General features: G+C 56.3%; 25 protein-coding genes. 10 read left to right on the top strand and 15 right to left on the bottom strand.

Annotated features, from left to right (window positions below; genetic code table 11):
• Window positions 1-19: 19 nt before the first annotated feature.
• The 4 genes from QQL54_RS09230 to QQL54_RS09215 are packed head-to-tail and all read right to left on the bottom strand — an operon-like array spanning window position 20 to window position 2983.
• Window positions 20-460 carry a PaaI family thioesterase gene (locus QQL54_RS09230; protein ID WP_284389897.1) on the bottom strand — a complete coding sequence of 147 codons (441 nt, stop codon included), beginning with the start codon at window positions 458-460 and terminating at the stop codon, window positions 20-22.
• Window positions 457-969, bottom strand: a complete 513-nt coding sequence (locus QQL54_RS09225) for a PaaI family thioesterase (protein ID WP_284389895.1) — start codon at window positions 967-969, stop codon at window positions 457-459. Before QQL54_RS09225 ends, QQL54_RS09230 begins: the two co-directional genes overlap by 4 nt.
• Before the next feature lie 21 nt (window positions 970-990).
• Entirely contained in the window at window positions 991-2151 is a 1161-nt protein-coding gene (locus QQL54_RS09220) for a serine hydrolase domain-containing protein (protein ID WP_284389894.1), read from the bottom strand.
• Entirely contained in the window at window positions 2144-2983 is an 840-nt protein-coding gene (locus QQL54_RS09215) for a bifunctional hydroxymethylpyrimidine kinase/phosphomethylpyrimidine kinase (protein ID WP_284389892.1), read from the bottom strand. The genes QQL54_RS09220 and QQL54_RS09215 overlap by 8 nt, the downstream gene beginning before the upstream one ends.
• 218 nt (window positions 2984-3201) lie before the next feature.
• Between QQL54_RS09215 and QQL54_RS09210 the strand changes: the two genes are divergently transcribed.
• From QQL54_RS09210 to QQL54_RS09200, 3 genes are all read left to right on the top strand, one after another.
• Entirely contained in the window at window positions 3202-4542 is a 1341-nt protein-coding gene (locus QQL54_RS09210) for a hypothetical protein (RefSeq protein ID WP_284389890.1), read from the top strand.
• Window positions 4543-4701: 159 nt separating this feature from the next.
• Complete coding sequence (locus QQL54_RS09205; RefSeq protein WP_284389889.1) at window positions 4702-6027, top strand: hypothetical protein; 1326 nt, start codon at window positions 4702-4704, stop codon at window positions 6025-6027.
• A 207-nt stretch (window positions 6028-6234) separates the two neighbouring features.
• Window positions 6235-7074, top strand: coding sequence for a hypothetical protein (locus QQL54_RS09200; protein WP_284389888.1), 840 nt, complete (start codon window positions 6235-6237; stop codon window positions 7072-7074).
• Between the two features lie 167 nt (window positions 7075-7241).
• Here QQL54_RS09200 and QQL54_RS09195 read toward each other — a convergent pair whose 3' ends face one another.
• Entirely contained in the window at window positions 7242-9134 is a 1893-nt protein-coding gene (locus QQL54_RS09195) for a DUF885 domain-containing protein (protein ID WP_284389887.1), read from the bottom strand.
• 73 nt (window positions 9135-9207) lie between these two features.
• Window positions 9208-9483, bottom strand: coding sequence for a 4a-hydroxytetrahydrobiopterin dehydratase (locus QQL54_RS09190; RefSeq protein WP_284389886.1), 276 nt, complete (start codon window positions 9481-9483; stop codon window positions 9208-9210).
• Between the two features lie 178 nt (window positions 9484-9661).
• Here QQL54_RS09190 and QQL54_RS09185 point away from each other — a divergent pair, with 178 nt between their 5' ends.
• Window positions 9662-10012: a VanZ family protein gene (locus QQL54_RS09185; RefSeq protein ID WP_348520746.1), complete on the top strand. Its 351-nt coding sequence runs from the start codon at window positions 9662-9664 to the stop codon at window positions 10010-10012.
• A 64-nt stretch (window positions 10013-10076) separates the two neighbouring features.
• Window positions 10077-11339: a hypothetical protein gene (locus QQL54_RS09180; RefSeq protein ID WP_284389880.1), complete on the top strand. Its 1263-nt coding sequence runs from the start codon at window positions 10077-10079 to the stop codon at window positions 11337-11339.
• 77 nt (window positions 11340-11416) lie between these two features.
• On the opposite strand, the gene QQL54_RS09175 is transcribed toward QQL54_RS09180, so the two are convergent.
• Window positions 11417-12898: an alanine/glycine:cation symporter family protein gene (locus tag QQL54_RS09175; RefSeq protein WP_284389879.1), complete on the bottom strand. Its 1482-nt coding sequence runs from the start codon at window positions 12896-12898 to the stop codon at window positions 11417-11419.
• A gap of 122 nt (window positions 12899-13020) precedes the next feature.
• Window positions 13021-14328 carry a S41 family peptidase gene (locus QQL54_RS09170; protein ID WP_284389877.1) on the bottom strand — a complete coding sequence of 436 codons (1308 nt, stop codon included), beginning with the start codon at window positions 14326-14328 and terminating at the stop codon, window positions 13021-13023.
• A gap of 95 nt (window positions 14329-14423) precedes the next feature.
• Here QQL54_RS09170 and QQL54_RS09165 point away from each other — a divergent pair, with 95 nt between their 5' ends.
• Entirely contained in the window at window positions 14424-15620 is a 1197-nt protein-coding gene (locus QQL54_RS09165) for an amino acid aminotransferase (RefSeq protein WP_284389874.1), read from the top strand.
• A gap of 15 nt (window positions 15621-15635) precedes the next feature.
• On the opposite strand, the gene mtgA is transcribed toward QQL54_RS09165, so the two are convergent.
• Window positions 15636-16400: a monofunctional biosynthetic peptidoglycan transglycosylase gene (gene mtgA, locus QQL54_RS09160; protein ID WP_284389872.1), complete on the bottom strand. Its 765-nt coding sequence runs from the start codon at window positions 16398-16400 to the stop codon at window positions 15636-15638.
• Between mtgA and QQL54_RS09155 the strand changes: the two genes are divergently transcribed.
• From QQL54_RS09155 to QQL54_RS09140, 4 genes are all read left to right on the top strand, one after another.
• Window positions 16399-17592: a parallel beta-helix domain-containing protein gene (locus QQL54_RS09155; RefSeq protein WP_284389871.1), complete on the top strand. Its 1194-nt coding sequence runs from the start codon at window positions 16399-16401 to the stop codon at window positions 17590-17592. The genes mtgA and QQL54_RS09155 overlap by 2 nt on opposite strands.
• Entirely contained in the window at window positions 17589-18629 is a 1041-nt protein-coding gene (locus tag QQL54_RS09150; protein ID WP_284389869.1) for a hypothetical protein, read from the top strand. Before QQL54_RS09155 ends, QQL54_RS09150 begins: the two co-directional genes overlap by 4 nt.
• On the top strand, window positions 18613-19512 hold the full coding sequence (locus tag QQL54_RS09145; RefSeq protein WP_284389867.1) for a phytanoyl-CoA dioxygenase family protein: 900 nt from the start codon (window positions 18613-18615) through the stop codon (window positions 19510-19512). The genes QQL54_RS09150 and QQL54_RS09145 overlap by 17 nt, the downstream gene beginning before the upstream one ends.
• Before the next feature lie 106 nt (window positions 19513-19618).
• Complete coding sequence (locus QQL54_RS09140) at window positions 19619-19870, top strand: hypothetical protein (RefSeq protein WP_284389865.1); 252 nt, start codon at window positions 19619-19621, stop codon at window positions 19868-19870.
• Here QQL54_RS09140 and pheT read toward each other — a convergent pair.
• The 6 genes from pheT to QQL54_RS09110 all read right to left on the bottom strand — a co-directional run bounded on the left by pheT (window position 19867) and on the right by QQL54_RS09110 (window position 26669).
• Window positions 19867-22269 carry a phenylalanine--tRNA ligase subunit beta gene (gene pheT, locus QQL54_RS09135; protein WP_284389862.1) on the bottom strand — a complete coding sequence of 801 codons (2403 nt, stop codon included), beginning with the start codon at window positions 22267-22269 and terminating at the stop codon, window positions 19867-19869. The genes QQL54_RS09140 and pheT overlap by 4 nt on opposite strands.
• Window positions 22270-22306: 37 nt before the next feature.
• Entirely contained in the window at window positions 22307-23374 is a 1068-nt protein-coding gene (pheS, locus tag QQL54_RS09130) for a phenylalanine--tRNA ligase subunit alpha (protein ID WP_431355935.1), read from the bottom strand.
• A gap of 105 nt (window positions 23375-23479) precedes the next feature.
• Complete coding sequence (locus QQL54_RS09125) at window positions 23480-24415, bottom strand: CheR family methyltransferase (protein WP_284389858.1); 936 nt, start codon at window positions 24413-24415, stop codon at window positions 23480-23482.
• Entirely contained in the window at window positions 24400-24807 is a 408-nt protein-coding gene (locus QQL54_RS09120) for a response regulator (protein WP_284389856.1), read from the bottom strand. The genes QQL54_RS09125 and QQL54_RS09120 overlap by 16 nt, the downstream gene beginning before the upstream one ends.
• A complete protein-coding gene (locus QQL54_RS09115; RefSeq protein ID WP_284389854.1) occupies window positions 24804-25874 on the bottom strand; it encodes a hypothetical protein in 1071 nt (356 codons plus the stop codon). Before QQL54_RS09115 ends, QQL54_RS09120 begins: the two co-directional genes overlap by 4 nt.
• A 159-nt stretch (window positions 25875-26033) precedes the next feature.
• The gene (locus QQL54_RS09110) at window positions 26034-26669 is read right to left on the bottom strand and encodes a histidine phosphotransferase family protein (RefSeq protein ID WP_284389853.1); all 636 of its coding nucleotides are present in this window, start codon (window positions 26667-26669) and stop codon (window positions 26034-26036) included.
• Between the last annotated feature and the right edge of the window lie 30 nt (window positions 26670-26699).

The raw sequence follows: 26699 nt of genomic DNA, 5'->3' as shown, positions 1-26699 counted from the left end.
GGCCGGGGCTTTTTTCTACCTAGCTTTCTTTCCCGAGCAGGAACTGGCCAGAAAGCGCGGCGATGGGTGTGTCAAACCGGTCCTGCCAAGCGCGAACGCGAATATTGGCGACCCGTGCACCCTGCTTGAAAATTTGCGCGCGGGCATAGGTGTCGACAGGGCGTCCGCGGCGCAGATAATCGATATTGATCCCAATCGGCTTGGGTAGCTCTCGGTCAGGGTTGCTCAGAATGATCTGGGCAATGGCGCAGACTTCCATGAATCCGCCAATACCGCCGCCATGCAAGGCGGGCAGGGTGGCATTGCCGATGTTACTGTCTTTATAAGGCAGGATCAGAGTGAATTCCTCGCCCATGAAATGCGGCTCAATGCCAAGCGTTGTCGCATAGGGAATATTCGCCAGCCGATCCCGGATCTGAGTCATGGCGCTTAATGGGGTGTCTGTTTTGGACTGGCTCATGGCTGAAGACCTTCTTCGGCTTGTTTGCGCTTGGCCGCTTTTTCCATACGGGCGTTAATTGCGTCCTCGAAACTCAGTCTCGGACCCGTACTCATGAACGTGGCTTGCGCTGTCGCCACGGGGTCCGTTTCGTCACCGTCATGGGCAATGGCGCGCAGAAAGGCGACATGTTTGGTGGTCTTGTAGCATTCGGCGATACCAATAATGGTTTCACCGGGTTTGGCGGTGCGCTGATAATCAATGCGTAAGGATAAGGTCGCCAGTGCGCCCAATGTGTCAAACCCGGTAAAAGCGGCCAGGCCGCAAGCTTGATCCAGCAAAGTTGTGACGGCTCCGCCATTGACGACACGGGTGCGCGCATCGCCGATCAGTTTCGTCGAATAGGGTAAGGACAGAGTTGCCTGCCCTTCACCGATGGCGACGAATTGAATGCCGAGTTCAGTCGCGTGTGGTGTGCTGGCGATCATCGTTGCGCCGACATCCCAAAATAGTTTCAGTTTTTCATCCATGTCCATGTCGATCGATCTATTTCAAAGCGCGCCTAGCGCTGCAAAGGCCGCATCAATGATGCGATTGGCACGGGGGTCACCCATGAGATATTTATTCTGACGGTTCATCACATAAGCGCCGTGAAGCCCAGTTTTTGGATCTGCGAACACGGCTGATCCGCCCCAGCCCGAATGGCCGAGGCCGTCCGGATTTGGGCCATAATTATAGTTCGGCGCATTGCGCATGACGCCAGCGGCAAAGTCGATGGTAAAGGGCAGGACGGCGTCAGGGCCCATAATCCGGGATCGGGTGGCAGCCTCGCGAACAGCCGGGCTGAGGATTTGGCGGTCGGCCACGCGCCCCGTCGCAAACGCCCCCATCATAGCACCAATCCCGGCGGCACTGGCCTGACAATTGGACCCGGCCATCTCGGCTTCGCGCCATTGTTCGCCGGATATGCGGGACGGAGACGACCAGGGTTTGAGAAAGGCGATGCGCTTGGCTTCCGTCAGCGGCCCCAAATCTGCGGCGGCACGAGGCTTCACGTTTTGTGCAACGCGGTCATGATCGCTGGAATCGAGACCAATGTGAACATCCGCCTGTGCGGGTCCGGCCAAGTCTTCAGCCAATATCCGGCCAAGACGACGATTTTGTGGGTCGACCCGCCGCGCCACTTCTCCGGCTAGGAACCCGAAAGTGATTGGCGAGTAACCGCTTTGACTGCCTGGCTCGAAAAGTGGCTCTTGATCTTCAAGGACGCCGATGACTTTGTCGAAATCGATCCAATCCTGCGGCTGAAATGTTGGGTCGGTGATGCCGCACAGGCCGGATTGATGGCTCATTAATTGAGCGAGAGTCAGCGATGCTTTCCCGTGGCTTACAAATTCCGGCCAAATCTCTGCGACCGACTGTTCATAGTCGAGCAGACCCTGCTCAACTTGATAGGCGATGACCAATGCGGCCATCGTCTTTCCAGAGGAATAGACAGAAAAAAGCGTTTCGGGTGTGACCTCTGTCTCGTGCTTACGGTCGCCCCAGCCAGCGCACAGGTCGACAAGCGGATCACCGTTGCGGAAAATCGCCACTTGGCATCCCAACTCATCTTCCGATCGGAAATTTTCCAATACCGCGTCGTGGACAGGCTCAAAACCGGGTGCGACGAGGCCCGCTATAGGAAGATCTGGGGTCAGCCTGTCAGTCATTTTGGGTCTCTACTGTCAGCTCTGGCGCACCGCCGTCTGGATCAAGAAATCTCTGAGCTCTGATCAGCGGCAGTTCACCAGCATCTATAGTGTCCGCTGCGCCCATAATGGCGAAGACAGCTGAGACCGAACGGCCAAGCGCTTCGCAAGGCTCTATACCGCGCAAGCGTTGGCCTAGATAAGCGGCCGCTAACGTATCGCCGCCGCCATTGGGAACACCATCATAGCGTTCATGCATAACGGTGTGATGGCGATCTCTTTCAAAAAGACAGGCCCCAATCCGGTCTGCATCGGCCACGGACGTTACCAATGTTTCCCGCACGCCAGCCAGAGGGCGGGGCGGGGTATCCGGCGTTTCTGATAGATTGCCCGTGATGTAACGCCACTCCCATAAGTTCGGTGTCGCGATGTGCGCACGTGGTATTAGAAGGTCGCAAATCGCTTCAGCCCGGTCTTCCCCGATATAAAGTCCCTCCTCGGACCGACTGCCATCGCCCATAACGGGGTCGACGAGGACGAGTCCCGGCTGCAGCCGATCAATGATGCTGGCTGCCAGTTCCACATGACCTGTCTCACCCATATAGCCTGTCATTATGGCGTCGAAGGGTAGGGATTGCGTTTCAGATTGTAGTAGAACCGCTGCCCACATATCCGCCAATTGCTCGGTCGGGATGATCGCGCCGCCAGGCGCGCCCCAGCCCGGGTGGCGTCCGAACAGGGTCGTGGGCAGAACCGTCACATTTACGCCCATCCGGCGCAAGACGAAGGCGCTCACCACAGCGCCAACATGGCTGGTCGCTGTGAAAGAGGAGATAAGAAGGATACGGGCCACGGCGACAGGCGATGCCCCCGTGTCCCGATGCCGTCAAGCGGGCGGAGGTTCAATCCTTCAGTCGATCTGTGTCATTCGACTGGCGCGCCTGACTGAGGGGGTCAAACAATCGCGTAGCGAATTGTTCTGAGCTAAACCGCTTGTTAAGCAAGACGCGCCACAAGCCATTAACCATGGCGGGGTCTGCCCGCCTGTTTTTTGACTAGGCGGGGGACGTTATGCGTCTTGCAGGATTGGCTTTGTCGGCGGCGCTCCTGTCCGGTTGCTCTTATATAGGTGGTTTTGGTGATACGCTCGGCGGTGTCTTTAGTGGACCGTCGCAGGGCTATTATGCGGGATCATCGGGGACGGCTAGTGCGGGCTTTTCCGACCCTTGCCAAATCCCCTATGCTCAGGCCCCGATCCCACCGGGCTGCCATCCCTCTCAGGTCTCAGTCGCGACGCCAGGCGCCAATTCTTATGCGGGTGGTTTTCCGCAACAACCGCAGTTCGGTAATCCGTCGGCCTATGATCAGTCACAGGCCCAGTACGCAACGGGCGGCTATGGTAGCCATGCGTCCGGCAATGTTCATGCTCCCGCGCAACAGGTCGCGCGTGGTCCACGCCTGAGACGGCCGAACTTCCGTGGCTTTCTCGACCTCGGAGCTGAGCATAGCATTTCTGGGAATGTGCTCGATTACGGGAAGTTCCCAGTGCAGCCGCTCACAGGCTATGACCCTGACGTCTATAATGAGACGATTGTAAGCGGGTCGATCACGGATGGTCAGATCTCTACACAAGAATATTTCGTCAATTCCCGCTTACCGACCACTCCCGAAAAATGGGATGAAACTTCGATGCCGTCCATCTCGCTTGATGACGCTTGGTCGGTTCCGTCGACAATCGGCGTAGGTGGCGAATTTATCCTCGGCGACCGGGCGACCGTATTTGCGCGCGCCGGATACACCCGGTCTGAGGGTAACAGCGGCGATACAGCCTCAATCGAAGGCACAGTTTACGAGCGCACGACCAATCAGTTTTATGAAAGTGGGGTGCTGGTCGGAACATCCACAGGAACCGTCTTTAATACGGAACAGCTGATCACCGAGTATTCCTATGACTTCTCCGATATGGAGCGGATCGATCTGGAAGCCGGGGGACGTCTCTACTTCAACCCTGTTGCCGGTCAGTCGACCGGTCGTACGGTTACACCGTTTGTGAGCGCATCGGCCGGGGCATCACGCTATAATGACGTGTCCTTCACCATCGATCAGCGCCAATTATCCTACTCATCTGTCTATAATGATCCGGCCAATGAGTATTATGATCTGGATGTTGCGGGATATGATCTTGATGCCAATCCCGCGACACCGACGACCCGCACTGTTGATTTATATGAATCTCAATGGGTGCCGTCGGGTAGTCTGAAGGCGGGTGTTGAGTGGCAGGTAACACCCAAGACGGCGTTTGCCTTTGAGACAGGTTTACGTGTCGAAGGCGCGCGCGATTATGCCAATGGTACTAAAGGCGACACAAATATTGCTGTGCCTATGACCCTGCGCGGTAGCTTCAACTTTTAGGCAACCAACCCCGCCTCAGTGGCAAAAAGCCTTGTGTTGTTAAGGCTTTGTTCGGTGTTTGAGAACCTTTTCTTAAGCCTGTTAGGGTTAATGCGGACTGAAATGAAACTGTTTCGACGCGTCTTTGCGGCGGAATAGCGACCTGAAGGAGGCCGGCGGATGCGGCTCGCAGTTCTAGCACTTTCGGCAGCAGCAATATCGGGATGTTCCTGGTTGGGCGGGAGCGGCCATTATACGGCACAACCCGGATGTTATAATGCTGGCGCGGCCAGTTACGGCCATCAGCAGACAGGCTATCAATACGGTTATGCGCAAGGCGGCGTGGGATGTGTAGGCGGCGTCTATGGCGGTCAACACTATGGAGCCCAATATGGCGCGCAAGCCTATGGCGCTCAGGGCTATGGGGCTCAGGGTTATGCGCCTCAAATGGCCTCGGCTCAAGGCATGCCCGGTCAGGCTATGGCTCAAGGTTACGCCGCTCAGTCCTATGGAATGAACGCTCAGATGGCGGCGCCGAACATGGCCGGCTTTAATGGGGCCGGCGCAACAGTGGCGGGCGGATATCAAGCCACAGCAACGACGCTGGGCGCCGCCGCACCCTATGGTGCCGCAGTCAGCACGCAGCAAATTTCCGGTCAATATGGCCAAGCCCCTTACGGCCAAGGCGCTGGCGTCCAGACTGTCGTGGGCGCGCCGATCTATGTGCCGCAACCTTATCCAGCGCCCTATTTGGTCCCGCAAGTCCGGCAGCCCATCTGCTGTGGTGGCGGTCGTGTCAGTGGCGGCAGTGCGATGCCGTTCGGTCTCGAAGTGTTTGTTGGGACTGAGCTGAATTCCTCGGGTGAAATTTTCACAAAGAAATCTGATGGACCTCCAGATGGAGACTTCACCATCGACACACGTGTCGGCGAAATTGATCCGATCGGCTATGATGACGCTTTCGGCAATGCAAAGACTATTGGTCTAGCATTGGCTAAAGACATCTCTCCGAGCACCACGCTCTTGGGTTCGATCAGCCATAGCCAGTCTGAAGGTCAGACCGTTGAGAGCTATACGACTGTTGAGCCCGGCACGTGGGCAGGTGGGGTGTTTACGCCGCAGCCAGGAACCGCCCCGCGCGAATTGGACGGGACTTTTTCTGACTTAGAACTGACCACGATTGAAGGCGGTGTGCGCCAATATGTCGGTCATGACCCTAGCTTCCGTCCCTATGTCGGCGCGTCAGGGGGCTTTACGCACAATAATGACGTCCAATTCACCCAGACCTTCAATGATGATGGCAGTTTCTACGGTACCCGCCGCTTCGTCGATAGCGGATGGAGCCCAACAGCCGCTGCAACACTCGGCGCAGAAATGGCGGTCAGTCCACGGGCTGCAATTGGTATAGAATCCGGCGTACGCTGGCGCGGGAGCATGGATTCAGGCGCTCCGTCAGAAGATCGGGTAACAATTCCATTGACCTTGCGAGGTCGTTTGGCCTTCTAAAAATATCTAGTATTTCAGCGTATTAGCCCGCTTCAGTTGACTGGAGCGGGCTTTTTCATGGGCGAAGACACTGTCGATCATGAAAAAAATTCAAGAAACTGATTCATTCCGGCACAGTCTGGCACACGTGTTGCAAGGTTGGGCTCGTAAGAGATGGTTCCAGTGGCATAGTGCCGTTCCGGGACTGACGGATCAGGGATGAAGATCATGCGCAAACTGCTTCTTGGGGTCGCCGCCATATCACTTTCGGGGTGCTCCTTTTTAGGTATCGGGGGACATAGCTCCGGTTATCAATCGTCGGGTTATAGTGGTTACACGAACCCAACGCCACGAGGCTGTGGCCCGCAACATGTTGCGCTGGCTAATGGCAATTGCCTGTCCCGTTTCAATATTGAAGGCGGCATCGGCAAGTCTTACAATGTTGGTGGCGACATTGTGACGGGTGACGAAGCGACATACGTCAATGCGAATGTTCCTAACGTTGGTTTCGAAGATGCTTACGAAGACGGCATTCGTTACGAATTGGGCGGTTCTTATGCATTGTCGCCAAACAGAAAAGTCACTGCGATGGCCTTCCTTGACGAGGCTGAAAGCGCTGGGATCCAAAACTTTGGCACAATCGATGGTGATGCTTTCGCAGGGTCAATGTCAGATTATAAGTCAACCGGCGTCGAGCTTGGTTTGCGTCAATATTTCAATCCAACCGGTGCTCCACTGATCCGGACTGTCCGTCCCTATGTTGAGGGCCGCGTCGGTGCCGCTTACCAAGATGCCATTTTCATGGAAAACGCGACTAAGGGTGGTGCTGCAATCGGAACAGGCACGCTCGCGTTCAGCGACTCGGGTTGGGTTCCAACGGCAGCTGGTCTGGTCGGACTGGAAACACCGCTGACACGCTACAGCACAGTCGGCATCGAAAGCGGCATCCGTTGGACGGGTGGACGTGATGGCGGGTCTGCCTTCGGTCCTGGTAAGTTCCAAGGACTGAACAATGACGGTTCACGCGTATCTGTGCCGCTGATGCTTCGCGGTCGTTACCGCTTCTAGAGGATCTCACCTGATTAGATCCCCGAGGGTCCTCGGGGACTATTTAGACTGGGAATGCTCCGGCCCCGGTTCTTGCGATATGTCTCCAAGAAGGCATGTCCGGGCCGGACGTCGGAGTTCCTTCGTTTTAAGCCGTCGGTTTTTCCGGCGGTTTTTTTTATATGGATTTAGTCGTCGGTAGCGCGGGCTTCATTCGCTTCGCGGCGGCTTTGAGCGATGAACCGATCGATCTGTCGTTCTAGAATTGAAAGTGGGACGCTCCCATTTTCCAAGACAGCATCGTGGAAGGCGCGAATGTCGAAATCCTCGCCCAGCGCCTCTTTGGCCCGGCTACGAAGTTCAAGAATTTTCAGCTCCCCAATCTTGTAGGCGAGCGCTTGTCCCGGCCAAGAGATATAGCGATCGACCTCGGTCCGGATGTTGCTCTTCGATAGGGCTGAATTTTCCAAGAAGCAGGCTTCTGCCTGTTCGCGAGACCAACCTTTCCAATGCATACCCGTGTCGACCACCAGACGGCAGGCGCGCCACATTTCATAGGTCAGCTGCCCGAACCGTTCATAAGGTGTTTCGTAGAGACCCATCTCTGCGGCCAGTTTCTCCGAATAAAGACCCCAACCTTCGCCAAAAGCGGTTGCGTAAAGCGATTTCCGAAAATCTGGAATATCTTCCAGTTCCTGCGCTAGGGCGATTTGATGATGATGGCCGGGTACGCCCTCATGCGCTGTCAAAGCAGGAAGATTATAAAGCGGTCGCATCGCCAGATCGTAAGTGTTGACGACATAAAAACCGGCCCGCCCGGCATCTGGGGATCCGCCCCAATAACGACCTGTCGTATAATTTTTCGCAATTTCGTCCGGCACTTTCATCACGCCATAGGATAGACGCGGTAGTGTGCCGAAAAACTCTGGCATTTTGCCGTCGATCCGTTTTGCTAGCCATGCGGCGCGCATCAATAGCTCTTGCTCCGACTGGGCATAGAATTGCGGATCCGTGCGTAGGAAATCGAGGAAGTCCGCAAAGCTGCCGTCAAAGCCACTCTGCTCAATGACCGTATCCATTTCCGTGCGGATGCGCGCCACTTCAGCCAAGCCAATGTCATGGACTTCGTCAGGGGACAGATCGAGCGTCGTAAAATTACGCACAAGAGCACGGTAATAGTCGCGGCCTTCTTCACTGGATCCGACACCGGCATCGACGCGAGCCGAGGGGGCATACACTTCTTCAAAGAATTTCAGCAAATCGGAATAAGCGGGCAGGACAGATATATTGACCGCAGCCGTTCCGAGTTCGGTCAAACGGGATCTCTCAGTTTCGTCGATCGTGTCAGGAAAATTCAGGAAGGGCGCAAAGAGTGGATGCTCCGTCGCGGGCCCTTGCGATAGAGATCTGACGACATCGATGACGCCGGGCAGAATATCTGCGCTGGCCGTGAATCCGTCATCAATCCCGCGTTGCATGTTGTCTCGATGTTGCGCGAAATAGCGTGGCAATTGCGTTAGGCGCGCGGCGTAATCTTCAAAATCTTTGGCACGGTTGAATTGTGTCTGGCGCGACACGTAGCTCATCTCATTGAAGAAGCCGGAATCGTTCACAAAAGGAATACGCGAGGAATCGAACGGAATGAGCCGCTGTCGTTGATCGAGCAGAAAGTCCATCATCTCGTAATTTAGCCGCTGTGCCGCATTGAATCCTGAAAATTCAGGCGAACGGCGTAGCGCTGTATGCCGGCGTTTGAGGGCTTGCAGGCGATCATAATCCGCCGTTCGAGCCGCATCGCTGACATCGGGTAAGCTGCGCAGAGCATCACGATCGCCTTTTTCCCCCGCCGTGATTGGATTGTTGACGAGCTCTGCAGCTTCAAAATCCGTGATTAGCCGATCTAGACTGTCAGATAGGGCGCAGCGCGTTGTGTCTCCAATCAAACTGACACGGCCTTCTGGACAAGAAAATGAACGGACCTCCGTATTGGACGAGGCCTCTAAGGTTTGGGCCGAGGCAATGGACAAAGGCGCAAGACTACAAAGAGCCGTCGTGGCGGAGAGGCGTAAAAGTTTGGACATGGTCGATCTCTTGTCGCGGCAGTGCAACGGGAACAAGGCGCAATATATGTTAGACGCAGCGTCTAGTTACGTTTCAGGACGAAGCGGCGGCTTCCATCGCTTCGGCTAAAGTCACGTCCTTCTGGGTCACGCCGCCCGCATCATGGGTGGTCAATGTGACATCGACACGGTTGTAAACGTTGAACCATTCCGGGTGATGATCCATTTTTTCAGCGATGATCGCGATCCGAGTCATAAAGCCGAAGGCTTGCACGAAATCGTCAAATTTGAAGACTTTGGTGATGAAGTCATCACCGCCCGTCCAGCCGGCTAATCGCTCGGCGACGTCCTTCGGATTAAGACATTCCATTCATAGACCTCATCATTCGTTGGCGTGTTCGCCACAAAGTTGCCACATTTACCCTGGCTTAACCCTATTCTAGCTTAATCGCGCGCGTATTGGGAGGCATCTCTGAACATGAAATTCGCATTTCAGACAAGATTGCGTCTTTGCAGCGCCGTTTCAAACAGCCAAAGCGCAACTTGTGATGATTTGGTTTTTTCGACTTTCGGCTGTACTTCTGGCGATTGCCATACTCGTGTTTTCACTCGAGCCGGCCACGGATTTTCAGGGACCGCTTTATGCCGACAAGGTTCAGCATTTTCTAGCATATGGCCTGTTAGCGTTTCTCATCGCGTTGGGTTGGCCGAAGATAAGACTGGTTTTCGTCATTTTATTGGCCGCTTTGTTCGGCATCGGCGTCGAAATTGCGCAGGGAATCACGCATTTCGGGCGGACAGCCTCTCTATTCGATGCGGTCGCCAATTTGATTGGAGCCAGTTTTGGGGCGTATTTTTCAAGAGTTTTATCGAAATTAAGTCGACGTCGTTCATCTTAGGTTTGGTCTGGACCTTACAAGGTAAATTGTCGCATATTGACTTCACCACGTCCGGAGGACGGAGATGACGTACCGCCGCGCCCTTTTAGGCACAACATTCCTGCTCCTAGCTGGCCCTGCGCTCGCTGGAACGCAGCAGCCTGCCTATAAACCAGACCTGCTACCGCCAAACCCGGCGGTGGGTGAATGCTATGCGCGCGTCGAAATTCCCGCTCAATATGAACGGACCACGGAACGTGTCGTGACGCGCGAAGCGCATAAACGTCTCCATGTGCAGCAACCGCAACTGCGCTCGAGGACCGAGTCCATTATGGTGAAAGAGCCGAGCGTGCGTTATGTTGTGCGGCAGCCGACCTATTCGACCGTGACTAAACATGTGATGACCCGTCCGGGTTATGACAAGCTCTCCGTAAGCCACCCACACTTCAAGTCTGTGACCGAGACTGTGCAAACGGGCGCGCCGAGGTTGGTCTGGAAGCGCGGCAATCCGGCCAAACTTCGTGCACAAGGTTATATTATTCATTCAACTGCCGACGCTGGCGTTGGTGGCCGCGGCTATAGTTCGACCACGCAATACGGTAAAACTGGCGGAAGCCGATGTGGGCCCATGTGTGAAATCTGGTGCTTGGTTGAAGAGCCTGGCGACAGTGTGACCGTTACCCGTCAAGTAATGACAAGTCCCGGGCAGATACAGCGCACACCCGTCCCGCCAGCCTATCAGGCGATCACGCAGCAAGTTGTGACAGATCCGGGCGGCGTCCATAAAGTGCCGGTCCCAGCCGAGTATCAGTCCATCGAAATACAAGACATCATCCATCCGGGCGGTCAGGCCTATGTTGAGGTTCCGGCGGAATATGGCCAAGTTGACGGCCGTCGATTGGTGTCTGAATCGCGTTACGAATGGCGTCGTGTCGTCTGTAAACCGGGTGCGTCTTCGGGAATCGCGCACCGATCTTCCGGCCACACAGTCTATCCATCGTCATCGACGAGTATCCATAAGTCCGGTCATCTTGTTGGCCAGAATCAACAACAGATCCACCACCGCACGACAGTTCAGTCCAGCGCGCCTGTGACATATCGGACGACGCATACTGCCACGACAACCCATATTCCTGCGGTAACGCATGGGACTCTGGCGGTCAGACAGCCTGCTTATTCCACCGGTTACACGTCGGGCTATCAAGGCACTTATGCGCATGGCGCGACGACAACCCGGCTTGGCAAAAGTGGCCAGCCCAACCGATCATATTCTGGTCCCGCTTATACGGCTCCTGGCGCCTCTTCTGACGCACGGACGGTCATTTATGAGAGCCGGCGACAACGCTAACGATAGCGTCCTGATGTAACGGCATCAAAAAAGCCCGCCTCAGTGAGGCGGGCTTTTTCATGGATTGGGTGTGGATCTTAGCTGCCGCGCGGCAGGTCGTCCTGATCAATCAAACCGTCATTGGCTTCCTTCAGCTTGTCGAAATAATCTTTCGTCAGCTTGAAGACGATTGGTGAGAGCAAGGCTAAGCCAATCAGATTGGGTAGAGCCATCAGCCCTGTCAAACTATCCGCGATGAGCCAGAAGGTAGCGACCACCATATTGTCTTCACCGGTTTCAAACGCCAGTGCGAAGGTCGACGCAAATACGGCGACCACCCAGAAGACGCGGAAGACAGGAATAGATTTTTCTTTGAACAGAAAAGCCGTGCACCGCTCACCATAATAGGACCAGCCGATAATGGTGGTGAAGGCGAAGATACACAGGCTGATCGTCACGATATGCGCGCCAAACCCGACCAGTGTTGATTCAAATGCGGCCGCAGTTAGCGGAACACCAATCTCACATCCTGCTGGAGTTGAGCCGCTTTCAAGGATTTCCAAGATGGCTGGGCTGGCCAGACAGTCCGCGCCGACCACGCCGGACGTCAGGATAACCAAGGCTGTCAGCGTGCAGATGATCAATGTGTCGATCACCGTGCCGAGCATGGCGATCATGCCCTGATTGACAGGGTCATTATTCTGCGCTGCCGCATGGGCGATAGGGGCGGATCCCTGTCCGGCCTCGTTAGAAAATAGGCCGCGGGCGATACCCTTTTGCATGGCCAACATCATCAGGCCGATCGTGATGCCCGTTCCGGCTTCCTGTGCGCCGAAAGCCCCTTTGAAGATTAGGCCAAAGGCGGCAGGAACATTGCCGAAATTAGCAAGGATAACGATTAGAGCGGCAGAGATATATAGCACGGCCATGAACGGTACGAGGCGGGAGGCGACAGCGCCGATCCGCGTGATACCGCCAAAAATGACGCCCCCAACGAGGAGCGAGAGGACCACAGCCACCCAACGCGGATCGAAACTATATTGGCTTTGCAGCGCATCAGCGATGGAGTTGGCTTGGACGGCGTTGCCGGTTGAAAGCGCGCCGATCATGCCAAACAAGGCGAAGGCCCCCGCCAGCCACAGCCACTTCGGGCCGAGGCCGTTTTTGATATAATACATCGGTCCACCAACGCGGTTCCCGTTGGCATCGATTTCGCGATACCGCACCGCAAGCACACCTTCGGAATATTTGGTTGCAGTGCCGAGGATCGCCGTCACCCACATCCAGAAGACCGCACCCGGTCCGCCAATGGCGATTGCGGCCGCGACACCGGCAATGTTGCCCGTCCCAACGGTGGACGACAGGGCCATCATCAAAGCCGCGAACGGCGACACATCACCATCGTCAGTGTTTGCGCCGCGTTTCCTGAACAGTTGACTGAAACCGTAAATGATCTTTGTGATCGACCGGAATCGCATCCCGATCGTCAGGAATAAGCCGGTTCCTAATAACAAGATCATCATGGGGGGACCCCAGACAATTCCGTTAAAGGTTTCCATTAAGCTGGCGAAAGTTTCCATTATATCCCCTGGATGTCTCCCCTCGCGGCCGGTTGATGGCACGCGTCGTCTAGACGTTCACTTGCCGCATGCCCGACGACACGCCAAGGGCTAATGTCGATTCTGGCTAGGGTCGGGCGGCGCTATTGATCACGAAGATAGATCAAGGCGGCCTCCAAAGCCGGATCGCCTGCATTTTCATCGCTGTCGGCAGAAGTGAGAGATTGGTCAGCCACGAAATCCTCACGCGGCGTACCGTCAACATGGAATAGAGCTTCGGTCGGAATTGACAGAGTGATCGTCTGGTCCGCAAAGGAAAAGTTGCTCATTGCGCCCAGCAGATCGCCCATATCGGACGCGATGCTATGCACGCCCAGCGCGTCCATCCCAATAACAATGCCTTCGCCCATACTGCCAGTCCAATGCCCGCCTAGGACAACGGTCCGGAACGGGTCAAAGTTGGGACTGCGCGGAGTGACCTGTTCGACGAAACGGCGCGGGACGGTGAATTCCCGTTCAAGAGACGGGATCGTATGGATTTGAAAGGGCCGCACTCTATCGGTGAAATGTCCCATGATGGAACGGCCTACTTCTGAATTTCCACCGCTCGGCGTATTTCGAAGGTCGAGGATCAGTCCATCGGCTTCCATCACCTCGGCCATAGCAGCGTCGAACCCGGTGATGAGATCATTGTCGCCGAGCCGATTATTGATCCGTATTACCGCGATCATAGATCCGTCTGGGGTCGCGATACGCTGTGTTTCAATAGCCGGACGGGCCATGACAGCCCGCGCTTGCTCTCTTGGATTGGCGAGGTCTAGCCGCTGCGTTTCGCCTTCCGGGGTTAGAAATACTAGCGACCGATCTCCAACGCGCCGTCCATTTGCCAAGAGCGTCCCGGCATAATCTAACTGCGCGTCAGATGGGGTGTCGATCAAATCCGTAAACACAGCGGCGGCGAGATCCTGAATGGGTCGCTCATCGGCAGTATTTAAAATCCAACCGGGTCGAATGCCGGCCTCATAGGCGGCGGAGTCGCTTCGCACATCGGCGACGTAATATTGTCCCGCGCGGTGATCGATCTGCAAGTCGGATGAAGTTGGGATAATATTAAAATCGCCATCCTCTGCAGGTCCGAAGCCGAGATGCGGATCGGTAAATGCGTATGTGGCGCGGTGCAGTTGACGGCGGAAGGTGGCGCGGTCTGGCGCCGCGCTAACCAGCGTCCCAACTCTGTCGAGATAGGCATCGGCATCAAAGCCACGATCGTCGCGATAGGCATAGAAAAGATCAAAGTCGTTTCGAAGTGTGGCCCAAACAGACGCGGCATCGAATGCGGTTTCGGTCGTGGGGGCGGACGTATCGTCCGAGTCGGATGTGTCCGAGCGACAGGCCGACAGATTTACCCCGATCAGGATAGACAGAAGAATATGTTGCGCCGTTTTTTGCATAGCTCCGCGCTAACCGACGGGCATGTCTAGTGAAACCATAAATTTGGATTCGAACCCTACTGGTTGGCTGCGACGGATTGGGCTAGAGCGCCCCTATGTTTGACCGTCTCGATTCCCTTCCACCTGACGCTATCATGGCTTTGATGCAGCAATGCAAAGCGGACACGCGCACGGACAAGGTCGATCTCGGCGTTGGTGTCTATAAGGACGCTGCCGGAACGGTTCCGATTATGCGGGCGGTCAAGACGGCTGAAGAAATCATTTTCGGCGAGGAGAAAACCAAAACCTATGTCGGCACGACAGGGCGCGTCGGGTTTCGCGAAACCATGCTCGAACTGGTTCTTGGGACCGATCACCCGGTGCTAGGCAGCGGTCGTATTGCCTCGTCGCAGGCGGCGGGCGGATCGGGCGCGCTGCGTCTTGGCGCACAGCTTGTCCAAGCGGCTGCACCGGACGCAACGGTCTGGGTCTCAACTCCGACATGGGCCAACCATATTCCGCTCATCGGTTCGACCGGACTAAAGCTACAGAACTATCCTTATTATAATCGCGACACGCTCGGCGTCGATTTCGACGATATGCTGGCGCATCTGGATGCCAACGCCAAGCCCGGCGATCTCGTCCTGCTGCATGGCTGTTGCCACAACCCGACGGGGGCGGACCTGTCGCATGCGGAATGGGACCGATTGGTACCGTTTATGAATGAGCGCGGGCTCGTTCCTTTCATTGATCTGGCCTATCTGGGCCTGGGTCGCGGGATTGAAGATGATGGTTACGGATTGCGGCTAGTGGTTCGGGACTGTGCAGAAAGCCTATTTACCGTATCAGCATCTAAAAATTACGGCCTCTATAAAGAGCGGGTCGGCTTGCTGGCCGTCGTTTGCAACAATCCAGATGAGGCGGTTGTTATTCAATCCCGGCTTGGAGCGATTCAACGGACACTGATCTCTATGCCGCCCGATCACGGCGCGCAGATTGTCGAACGAATTCTGGGCAATGGCGATTTGAAACGGATGTGGATGGACGAGCTGACCGAAATGCGGGAGCGTATTAATGGTCTGAGACAGCTCTTGTCAGAAGCGCTCAATGTGCAAGGCGGCGAAGCCATAGCGCGGGCCGTGGTCGCCCAAAACGGTATGTTTTCCATGTTGCCCGTGACTAAAGATCAGGCCATCCGTCTGCGCGAAGATCATGCGATCTATATGACCAATTCGGGCCGCATAAATATTGCTGGGGCCAATGCGAGCAACATTCCCGGCGTCGCTGACGCGTTGCTGAGCGTCTTGAGCTAGCTTGGCTCGCGCCTGTTACTTTAAAACGCAGCGATCTAAGCCCTCATTCTCGACAACCTGGGCGCGCTGCGTCAGCGTATTTGCGCGGCCCCGCACATAAGCGCCCGGCGGATTGACGCGCCATTTGTTCGGGCTCGGCAACACGGCAGCGAGCAGCGCGGCATCCTCGCGGGACAAGTCCGCTGCTGATTTGCCAAAACGCAACTGGGCTGCGGCTTCTGCCCCAAAAATGCCGTCGCCCCATTCGGCAATGTTCAGGTAGACTTCCATCGTCCGGCGTTTGGTCCAGATACTGTCGATATAAAGGGCGAGCCACGCCTCTGCCGCTTTTCGGGCATAGCCGCCGCCATTCCAGAGAAATACATTCTTGGCGGTTTGCTGCGTCAAGGTTGAGCCGCCACGCAGCCGTCCGCCCGCTTGATTATCTTCGATCGCCTCTTCCAGCGCGTCAAAATCAATCCCGCCATGCTCACAAAACCGCGAATCTTCCGCTGCGATCACTGCGCGCACCAGATGGGGTGAGATTTGCTCCAAGGGCACCCAGTCGTGTCGCAGTTTCGTCCCGTCGGGCCGCATCATCATGTTGAGCGTGCCCTGAATGGGCATGACAGCAAAGGTAAGTCCGAGTGCATGCACCGCGAGGAATAGGACGCCCGCTCCAATAGTTGAGCGTGCCAAGATACGCTGCCAGCGTTGCTTATATCCGCCCGCAGATGATGCGGCCTCTCTCTTGACCTTGGCGGGCTTCGCTTCATTATCATTGGGGGGAGGATCAATCATGCGTAAATATCTTATCGTGGGAACGGCGCTCTGTCTCGCGGCCTGTTCGCAGGCTGAACCAGAAGCTATCACCGACACGGCGTATCAGGACACGTTGCAACTGGCTCTGCTTGATGCGCAACCGGGCGATGTCATTACCATTCCGGCTGGAACACACAGTCTTGATCGCGGTCTGTCATTAACGGCAGAAGGCGTGACCATTCGCGGTGAAGGCATGGATCAGTCCATCCTTTCCTTCAAAGGGCAGATTGCAGGCGCTGAAGGTCTGCTCATCACAGGCGACAATGTCGTGCTGGAGAATTTCGCAGTTGAGGATGCCAAAGGTGACGCGATTAAGATCAATGATACGGACGGTGTGACCATTCGCGGCGTCCGCGTCGAATGGACGGGTGAAGCGAAGACCGAAAACGGTGCCTACGGTCTTTACCCGGTACAGACGACCAATGTGCTGATCGAAGGTGTGGTTGCAATTGGCGCGTCAGATGCAGGGATTTACGTCGGTCAGAGTAAGGGCGTGATCGTGCGCAACAGCCGTGCCGAACGCAATGTCGCCGGAATTGAGATTGAAAATACGCAGGACGCCGATGTCTACGGTAATGTCGCAACGGATAATACGGGCGGCATTCTTGTTTTCAACATGCCCGGGTTAACCCAGCCCGGTGCGCGCGTGCGCGTCTATGATAATGACGTTTACGAAAATGACCGCGGCAATTTCGGCCATCCCGGTACGCCCGTGGCCAGCATTCCGGCGGGCTCAGGGGTCGTTGTAAACAGTCATGACGATGTTGAGATTTTCGAAAACCGTATTCGCGACAACCGGACGGCCAACATCATTATTGCCTCAGTCTACTCCAGCAACTTCGCGGACAGCTCTTTCTCCGACACGTTCGATCCCTATCCGGATCGCATCCACGTCCATTCTAATACGCTCTCAGGCGGCGGCCATAAGCCGGACGGGATGGAGTTGAAAGCGGCCAAGACTGTGAAGTTCGGCCTGACCGGACGCTTCCCGCACGTGCTTTGGGACGGCTTTGTTCGCGGCGAAGATGATCCGATGATCTGTATTGAAGAGCCCGAAGCCGAGGTCTTTAATGCGGACCTCGCCAATGGTTCCAAAAATATGCGGGTCGAGACTGAACCACATCGCTGCACACTGCCGCGTTTGGCCGAAGTGACGCTCAAGGACGGATGAAACGTCTCGCGCTCATAGCGGCCATCGGAGCCTTTAGGCTTGCGGCTTGCTCGCAAGCGCCCGACAAGATCATATTTCATGAGGTGAGCAATCCGCTGACCTTGGCAGAATGGAATGTAGTGAGCCTTGATCGCGGGCATCTGGTGACTAGCGGCGGCAGTGTTGCCTATGACGTCTCCGCGCCGCTCTTCACCGATTACGCGCACAAGTTTCGGACGGTCTACACGCCTGACGCCGCGCCCATATTGGCCGACGGGAGCCTCGACTTCCCCGTTGGAACAGTCATCTCCAAGACGTTTTACTATCCCGAAAATGCGGACGGTGTGGTGCGCTCAGAAGACTCGGGTGGGGATGCGATCAATCTCGCCACTCACCGCGTGATCGAAACCCGCTTGCTCGTTCGTCGGGATAGCGGGTGGGACCCGGTCAGCTATGTTTGGAATGAAGGCGAGACCGAAGCGCGGTTAAAGCGGACGGGGGCCGTCGTGCCGCTGACCCTGTCAGGCATGCCCTTCGCCTATGTTGTCCCAAATGAGAACCAATGTGCGGGTTGCCACGCGTCGGATATGAGCACCAAGGCATTGCATCCACTGGGAGCCATCGCGCCGCAATTCCGTGACCGCTCTAAAATGGTCGTAGAAGGCGTGATGCGGCCCGACGCGTTTACGGCTCAAGCTGATTATCGCGACGATGAGTTGTCACTGGATGTGCGGGCACGGTCCTATCTGGCTACCAATTGCGCCCATTGTCACAATCCGGTTGGCCCTGCGGATACGTCCGGGCTTGATCTGTCACTCTCAGCGCAATCGGATCTGGTTCTAGGTCGCTGCAAACCACCAATCGCCGCTGGGTCGGGCACGGGCGGCCACACATTTTCGATTGTGCCGGGTGATCCAGATGGGTCCATCCTGTCCTACCGCATGGCCAGCACCGATCCGGGCGCGATGATGCCTGAACTCGGACGCAGCATCGCCCATGATGAAGGCGTTGCCCTGATCCGAGAGTGGATCGCGGCCATGGATGGGGACTGCAGTTGAGACAAAACGGGTCATGACCGAACCGGGTGCAGACGCGCTGAAGCCGCTACAAGATCAGCATATGGCTCCCGTTAGTGCGCCTGATCTTGCTGACTATCTAAACGACCGTAGCTTCGATGACCTTTGGACCGCCTATGAGCGGGACGGTTATGTCATTGTCGAAAATATTCTGAGCGGTGCTGATGTCGATAAGATCCGTCGAGCCTTACAACCTCACTTCACGAAAACAGGCCGGAACGATTTTGAGGGTTTCCGGTCTCACCGGGTTTACGCGCTAGTGGACAAAGACCCGGACGTGTTCGGGGCGTTGGCTATGCATCCGCTGGCGATGGCCTTTGTAGAACGTGAGTTTGGTCGCTCCTGTCTTCTCTCTGCCATGTTGGCGATCCAGCTTTTACCTGACGAGACGGTGCAAGACTGGCATTTTGATGACGAGCAGATCATGGTGCCGCGCCCTCGTCCAGCTTATGGGGTTAGCACCTTCTGGGCGATTGACGACATGACCGATGAGAACGGCGCGACTGAGTTGATCCCCGGCAGCCATCTTTGGGGTCCAGACATGCCGCGCCCCAGCCGAGTCGAAACGGATGTCGTTAAAGCGATCATGCCATCGGGCTCGCTTATGATCGCCAAGGGAACCTTATTTCACCGGGGCGGTGCAAACCGGACGGATAAGCCACGCCTGATCATCACACCGCAATATTGCCCGGGTTGGGCGCGGCCCCTCGAAAATATGTTGCTGTCCGTGTCGAAAGACAAAGCTGCACACCTGCCGAAACGTGTGCGTGAGCTTCTGGGTTATAACATCCACGCGGCCTTTATGGGCTATGTTGATGGCCAGCATCCGGACCGTGTGCTGGGTCTAGGCAAGGATGCCGAATAGACTCGCAAAAGATCAATTCCATCAAGTCGATGTTACCGTGTCTTGGAACCTGTCACCGGACTGACGGGTTTAAAGACTAGCCCCGCCGTTGAAGGAAAGATGAATTATGACGCAGCAACAAATGATCGCCAGCGCCCGGCAGAGCGCAACAACTGCCCCAAAAGCTGACCCCGAAGTGGCAAAACGCGCTGTCGCGGATGCCAAAGCGCAAAGCCGCGATCATGAAACCTCAGTTCAGCCCGTCTATAAGACGCAGACGGACGACATTGCCGGTAAAAACATCCACCGCGACACGGACTCGCCGATCAGCGAATTCGATGATCCGGCGGCCAATACCTATAAGGACGGATACCGCTAGCCGCGCAGTTGTGCGCCTAGCTTTTCAGCGGCCTTGACGATTTTGGCGCTGATGGTTTCGATCTGACTGTCGGTCAGAGTTTCATCCCGTGGCGACAAGGTCACGTCAATGGCGAGGCTTTTATGTCCGTCCTCAATGCCTTTGCCCGTATATATATCAAACAAAGACACATCGCTGATCAGTGCCTTGTCTGCGCCTTTGGCCGCGCGAACCAAATCACCAGCGGCTAGCGTATCAGGCACGATGAAAGCAAAGTCGCGGTGAACCGGCATCAAATCTGAGAGCGCCAGCGCGCCCTTTGACTTGGAGGCTGACTTCTTGCCCTTCGCCTTATTTCTGGGTGCAGGCAGGCTTTCAGGCCAAACTTCAAAAGCCACAACGCGGCCATCAATACCGAGGGCCTTGAGTACGCGTGGGTGCAGCTCGCCGAAATCGGCGAGGATATTCTTCGGCCCCATCTGCAAGCGACCTGATCGACCGGGATGCCAATAATCGCCTGTCGGTTTAGACAGTTGCAAATTATCCGTATTCGCGCCCATTGCGTCCAAAGCCGCCAGCGCATCCGCCTTTGCGCTCAGCGCGGTGATGGCGTCAGCCCCAGCCCAATCGCGACCGGGCTCGACGCGGCGAATTCCCGCCAAAGTCAAAGACTGATCGCCCGGCTCCGTGCCGCGATAGACAGGTCCCAACTCAAACAAAGCGGCGCCGGGATAGCCTCGGTCTGTCGCTTTCTGCCCGGATAAGAGCAAGTGGATCAGCGCGCTTGGGCGCATGACATTCAGGTCCGAGCTGATCGGATTGTCGAGATAGAGCGCCGCATCACCGCCGCCAAATGCGTCCGCATGCGTGTCCAGAACAAAGGACCAGCTGACCGTCTCAGACAGGCCGCGCAAGGCGAGCGCGCGCCGCGCTAGCCGGGTCCGGGTTTGCGTCAAGGTTGCTGTCGGTTCGCGCCGTCCGGGCATGGCTGGAAGGGACGTTGCGGGGAGTTGATCGAAGCCCGCAATGCGCGCGACTTCCTCGACCAAATCAGCCTGCATGGTAACGTCACGCCGCCATGTTGGGACCGCGAAGGGCCACGGCACGTCAGAGCCCGTTTTTTTGAAGCCGAGCGTATCTAAGATGCGTAGGATTTCGTCATCGCCGGGCGTGAAGCCGAGCAATTGTTCGACGCGAGCCGGGTCAAAAGTGACGGGCTCAGGCTCCGCCGGAATTGCGCCTGCCACGTCAACTGTGCTGGCGTCTCCGCCGCAAAGGTCCAAGACAAGGCGTGTCGCCATTTCCATACCGTCGCGCATAAAGCCCGTATCGATGCCGCGTTCAAATCTGTATTTTGCATCCGAATTGACACCAAGGCGCTTGGCCGAGCGGCGAATGGTGAGTGGATCAAAGACTGCGCACTCGATTAAAATATCCGCTGTCTCGTCTGACACGCCGGAGCTTTCGCCGCCGACAATACCGCCGAGACCCAATATGCCGCGCTCATCGGCGATGACCACATCATCAGCGGTTGCCGTATATGTTTTGTCGTCGAGCGCTTCGAAGGTCTCGTCTTCGCCCATGCGCACAATGATGCTGCCCTCGACTTTGGCTAGGTCATAGACATGGAGCGGGCGGGCGCGGTCAATGGTCATGAAATTGGTGATGTCGACCAGCGCAGAAATCGGTCTCAGGCCAATCGCCTTGAGCTTGTCCTGTAGCCATTTCGGGCTTGGGCCATTTTTAAGGCCGCGCACGACGCGACCGACAAAGGCCGGGCAAGCATCGGGCGCTTCGATCAAGACGCTCTGCGCATTATCGATTGTCGCTTGAACGGGCTCGATCGTGTCAGGTTTAAGCGTACCAATACCAGCCGCCGCTAGGTCGCGCGCAATACCGCGCACGCCGAGCCAATCGGGCCGGTTCGGTGTGACTTCGAAATCGATGACCGGATCGTTTAGGCCCAACACGTCAGCGATAGGCGCGCCGACTTCGGCTTTCGGCAGCTCGATAATACCGTCACTATCCTCACCGAGGTCGAGCTCATCAGCAGAGCACATCATGCCGAAGCTCTCGATGCCCCGGATCTTGCGTGGTTTCTTGTCGAGCGAGAAATCCGCGCCGGGAATATAGGTGCCAAGCGGGGCGAAGGCGACATAAAGGCCTTCGCGCGCATTGGGCGCACCGCAGACGATCTGCTGCTCGCCATCCTTGGTCGCGACGCGGCAGACTTTCAGCTTGTCCGCGTCCGGATGTTTTTCAGCCGCCAGAACATGACCAACTGTGAAGGCGGACAAGGCCGCAGCCGGATCGATAACCTCTTCAACCTCAAGGCCCGCCATGGTCATGGCGTCCACGATTTCAGAGAGGCTCGCATCCGTGTCGAGATGCTCTTTCAGCCAAGATAGGGTGAATTTCATCGGTCTGTCTCAGATAGGCAGGAGAGGGGGCGGGAGCTCATGACAGGCCGCTTTCTAGGCTCGCCTGAACCAGCGGGCTAAATCCGTAATGGCCGAGCCATCTTGGGTCGCCGGCGAACATGTCGCGCAGATCTGGCATGCCGTATTTAAGCATGGCGAGGCGGTCGACGCCCATACCGAAGGCAAAGCCCTGATAGACATCCGGGTTGATGCCGCAGGCGGTCAGCACGTTCGGGTGAACCATACCGCAGCCAAGGATTTCCATCCAATCGTTACCCTGACCGATTTTGATCGAGGCCCCGTCCCGTTCATATCTTACATCCATTTCGGCGCTCGGCTCGGTGAAGGGGAAGTGGTGCGGGCGGAAACGCACATCGACGTCAGTCTCGAAAAAGGCTGAGACAAAATCCATCAGGCACCCTTTCAGGTGACCCATATGAATGTCTTCGCCAATCACCAAGCCTTCGACTTGGTGGAACATGGGCGTATGGGTTTGGTCTGAATCGCAACGATAAGTCCGGCCCGGCGCGATGATGCGGATCGGCGGCTTTTGGCTCATCATGGTGCGGATTTGCACAGGCGATGTGTGGGTTCGCAAGACTTTCTGCTGCCCATCTGAATCTGGGACCATGAAAAACGTGTCGTGCATGTCGCGCGCGGGATGGCCGGGCGGGAAGTTCAGCGCCGTGAAATTATGGAAATCGTCTTCAATATCCGGGCCTTCGGCGACAGAGAAACCCATATCCGAGAAGATGACAGCCATCTCTTCCATCACCTGCTGTACAGGGTGAAGCGTGCCGTTCTTGCGGCTGACCGGCAGGGACATATCCATCATCTCGGACGCCAGCGCCGCATCAAGCGCTTCATTTTCGAGGGCGGTTTTGCGGATGTCGACCAAAGCTGCGACGTCATTTTTGAGCCCGTTCAACGCCGGACCCATGACGGTTTTTTCTTCCGGGCTCATCTTACCGAGCCCGCGCATCATCATCGAAATTTCGCCTTTTTTGCCGAGCGCAGAGACGCGAATAGCGTCGAGCGAAGACAAATCGGAGGCGGTATCAATGTCAGCCTGAAATCGGCTGCGGATGGCCTCAATGTCACTGATGGCAATATCGCTCATGGGAACGGGTCCAGAAAAGGCGTAAAAAACGGATCGCCGCTCCCTAAGGCCGGGCCGCGGCTTTCGCAACCGCGCTTCGCAATGAAGCGCTTAGCCTGTTGCGCTGGTGCGACCCTGCGCGCCGTCAAAACTTGTCCGGCCGTTGGGCTGCTTGCCTTCCGGGAGGATTGGCTCGATCTCCGGTTCAGGTTTGCGATAAAGCCCCGGTGCACCAGCGATCGACTCCAGCCCATAACTCATATCGTTCAGCGTCTCGTTTGACCCCAAAATAAGGTAGCCATAGGGGCGCAGTACTTTGGTCAGGCTTCGGATCACGCGAATACGGGCGGACTTGCTATAATGATCAAGCGACCCTCTGAACATCACGACGTGATAGGGGTCCATCTGTTCTGATCCAGACATGAGGTGCATATCTTGGAAACTGATGTTCTCACGCAAATGATCGGCCGCAACCCAATCGGTCGATCCGGGGGCAGGGTCAGGTGTAAAATGGCTGACCATGTCGCGCGCCGATAGGCCGCGTTGGACTTCGAAATGAGTGTAACGCCCAACGCGTGCCCGCTCTAAGGCCTGACTGGGATAATCTACACCGGTAATGTGAAGGGTCGTTGCGCCCAACGCATCGCGCCCGCCAGGCGCGCGCGCGCGCATAGCGACGGAATAGACATCTTGGCCTGATCCGCAGCCATAAGAGAGTAGGTCGATCCGGCCTCCGCCCCGTTTCTCCGCCAAATCGCGCAGAGCGACATCGAACAGGGCGTCGAAGGACGCTGGGTCGCGATTAAAATGGGTATCGCGCTCAACCAAAGCAGAGACGACTTGGATAGCCAGTCGCGCCTGACCAACGGCGAATAGTTCTTCCACCATGGAGTCGAGCGAATCAAATCCTTCAGTCCGGGCCAAGCTCGACAGGCGCGTCTCAACCAAAAAGGCGTGATCCGAACCCATACGCACGCCCGCCAGCTGGAGGGTCAGCCGCCGCAGCGCTTCATAATAGGTGGGTTTGAGGGTTAGAGCACCGCGCATGCTGCAGGATCCCCATCCAATAAACCGGCCAGCGCGAATTTTGATTCGATAATGTCGGAATCAAACGGCTTCATGATATATTCGTTAGCGCCAGCCTTAAGAGCGGCAACAATCTGCTCAACGCTGCGCTCGGCAGTACAAAACAGAACGGTTGGCATGGGGGTGCCGGTCTTTTGCGCAATGGTTCGGAGGCCGGCAATGAAGGCCGCGCCGTCCATATCAGGTGTTTTCCAGTCAAGCATGACCACATTGGTCGGATGATTTTCGCAGAGCTCTAGCGCCTCATTTGCAGTTCGGGCTTCATCCACTGTGAATCCGAGATCACGAATGATACGCGCGGCAACCCGGCGGACCATCGGGGACTGGTCTATAATCAGGCAACGACGGGTCATAGGTTTTGCGACCCCCCGTCCATCAAGGCGGCTAATTGCGCGCGCAAATCGGCTTCCGTATCCTCAGTTATCCGCGGCTCAGGCGCGGCTACGGGCGCTTCGCCAGTCTCAAAGACCCGTTCAGGTAAAGGAATATCAAAAGCCGGGAAGCCAGACCCGGAAACGATCAGACCCGTAGGTGAGGGACCGAGGTCTAAACGACCCACGCCTTGCAAAGGAAGACTGCCGGCAATGACTTCGGACAGGCGCTCAAACAGCCTATCATCAACATGGGTCAGGGTGCCGTCTGCGACATGCACATCGTCGAGCGAATGCGAAACAGATAGGATTTTGCCGTAGTCGCGACCGACACATAGCAGGCGTTGCACCAAGTCAGCCATAATCCACTCAATCGGCACACCTTTTGCGTCTTGGGGGTCGGGCGTGCCTTGCAGGTTCACCTCAGGTGTATCCTCAGTGGGTAGGGTTGGATCTAGACTCTGTTCAATGACTGCGCTGAGGTCGATATCGGCCAGCCGCATCAGTGCTGCCTGCTCCGCTTCGCTAGCATGTGGCAGCAGGCTCATCAGCGTGTCTTTGGCCAATGCGTGAAGGGGATCAAAGTCCACCGTATCGGGCGTATCTGGTCCGGCGTCGTTCGACGCTTCGAGATCTGAGAGGCCTTCTTCATATTGGCCTAGAAGTTTGTTGAGCACGAATAGCCGCCCATCTACGCGTGTCCAATCAATGGGCATATGGGCGTTGCGGCGCTGGATTAGGCCCAGCACATCTTGCGCGCTCCGATAAACGGCGCGGGCACGGGCGCGTTTGGCTTCGCGTTGAATGATTGTCAGGCGTTCGCACAGCCAAATGGGGTCGCGGCCCTTAGAGACAGGTGATTTGGGCTCAGATGTACGGTCAGCGTCGATAATCGCGACCATCTCTGTTCCAGCGGCAAGGCAGAATTGCCGAGCCCCGATCAAATCATCCCCTTCCGACCAGCCCATAGCTGTCGCGGACAGGCCGACAAGGGTCGATTGTTGCGCGGTTGCGCTCCGCAAATTGGGTTTAGGCTGTCTCAGTCGCATGGGCGTGACGAAATCCGGTAGCAAAGGTCGGCATTTTAAGTGCCGACCCTTCTCACCCAAAAGAGTTAACCTCGCGCTAAATGATGCGGTTTTCAGGCCTCGAAATTATAACGGATTGGTCAGGCGTTTTTCGCGTCAATGGTTCGTCCAAACGAAGGGTCAGGTTGGAAAATCGGCCCGGAACGTCACACTTTCTTCGCTGCTTGAGGCAACAAGCTGTCCGCCGCCTTCTCGCGCCATCATGGCAGAATAAAAAGGCTGGATCGACCGGCCATCAAAGCCGTGTTCAGGGGGACGCCCCAAAAGGGCTTGCTGCACAGTTTCATCAAGCTTTGCCCGCGGTCCAGTTGCGTGAACAGAGACAGAATCAGCCGTCACAGTGAGTTTGACTTCGCCGCCGCGAGGAACGGATTGCACACCGAGCATGGTCATATTGAGCAAAAGGCGGGCGCGTGACTTTTCGACATTCTCATCATGGAAATCGAACAGAATGTCGGCTTTCGCGTCGGTGAACATGTCGCTTACTAGGGATCGGATTTCATCTCCGCCGATCTGGCCGGGCGCGGATCCCCCCGCGCCAAAGGCTAAGCGCAGGAATTTCAGTTTGGCGGCCGCACGGCGCGAGCTTGACTTGATCAGCTCCAACGCGTCATCATGCATATCGGCATTGCCCTCATCATCGAGAATTTCGATCGCCGTGCCGAGCGCCCCAACTGGGCTGACGAGATCGTGGCAGATGCGCGCACATAAGAGGGCCGCGAGGCCGGACGGGGTCAGTTTTGGGGCAGTGCTCATGAACGGAGTCATAGCCAGCGGCTCGAACAT

This window comes from Algimonas ampicilliniresistens (genome assembly GCF_030159955.1).
GTDB classification, from domain to species: Bacteria; Pseudomonadota; Alphaproteobacteria; order Caulobacterales; family Maricaulaceae; genus Litorimonas; species Litorimonas ampicilliniresistens.
The sequence above is the reverse complement of the archived record's forward strand: the minus strand, read 5'-3'. Positions and strand labels throughout refer to the sequence as shown.